Source organism: Candidatus Marimicrobium litorale (assembly GCF_026262645.1).
GTDB classification, from domain to species: Bacteria; Pseudomonadota; Gammaproteobacteria; order Pseudomonadales; family Halieaceae; genus Marimicrobium; species Marimicrobium litorale.
Genome location: NZ_SHNO01000008.1, coordinates 1 through 744, shown reverse-complemented (window position 1 = coordinate 744; position 744 = coordinate 1). Strand labels below are relative to the sequence as shown.

Below are 744 nucleotides of genomic sequence, written 5' to 3'. Positions count from 1 at the left end.
ACGGGGAATTGAAACCCGCTACCACCGGAACAATTTTATCTATGAACCGCATACCTCACTCCTAAGAGTGTTGCATGTCAGTCCAAAGACTCAGCTTGATATACCTTGTTAAAGAACTTTCCGGTTGTTAAAACCAGAAGGAAGCATACGTTGTATGCTTCCTTGTGATTTCAAATCTGCAAAGAGTAATAACACTAAGAATGACCCAGCGAGCCAGCCCTGTGTCGCAAACAATCTTACTGCGATTATCCCGCCAGCCTGCCCAACAAAAGCATAGGGTTCAAACCGTTTGAAGATGGTGGAGCTATGCGGGATCGAACCGCAGACCTCTTCCGTGCAAGGGAAGCGCTCTCCCAGCTGAGCTATAGCCCCAATGGTTTGGTTGCCGAAGCGTTTCAGATCGAAGCGCGACACGCGAAACACCAAGACGGTGAAGCGATAAAAAGCTGGAGCGATTTGGTAGGCCTGGGCAGATTTGAACTGCCGACCTCACCCTTATCAGGGGTGCGCTCTAACCAACTGAGCTACAGGCCTGTCATCCGTACCCTGATCAGGGTTGCACGACCTCGCCTGCAACTAAAAGTGCAAACAAGCACCGTGACGCTTTGCAGATACCAGTTTTGATGAAGACAAATGTGTGAGCACTTGCAGAATGTGTCACTTATCGTTTAAGGAGGTGATCCAGCCCCAGGTTCCCCTAGGGCTACCTTGTTACGACTTCACCCCAGTCATGAATCACTCCGT

Annotated in this window: 2 tRNA genes and 1 rRNA gene; all 3 read right to left on the bottom strand. The window is 49.7% G+C overall.

Annotated elements, in window-relative coordinates:
- Positions 1 to 296: 296 nt before the first annotated feature.
- Positions 297 to 372 (bottom strand) — tRNA-Ala (locus EYC82_RS18095).
- An 85-nt stretch (positions 373 to 457) separates the two neighbouring features.
- Positions 458 to 534, bottom strand: a tRNA-Ile gene (locus EYC82_RS18090).
- A 135-nt stretch (positions 535 to 669) separates the two neighbouring features.
- Positions 670 to 744 (bottom strand): 16S ribosomal RNA (locus tag EYC82_RS18085); the annotation flags it as partial.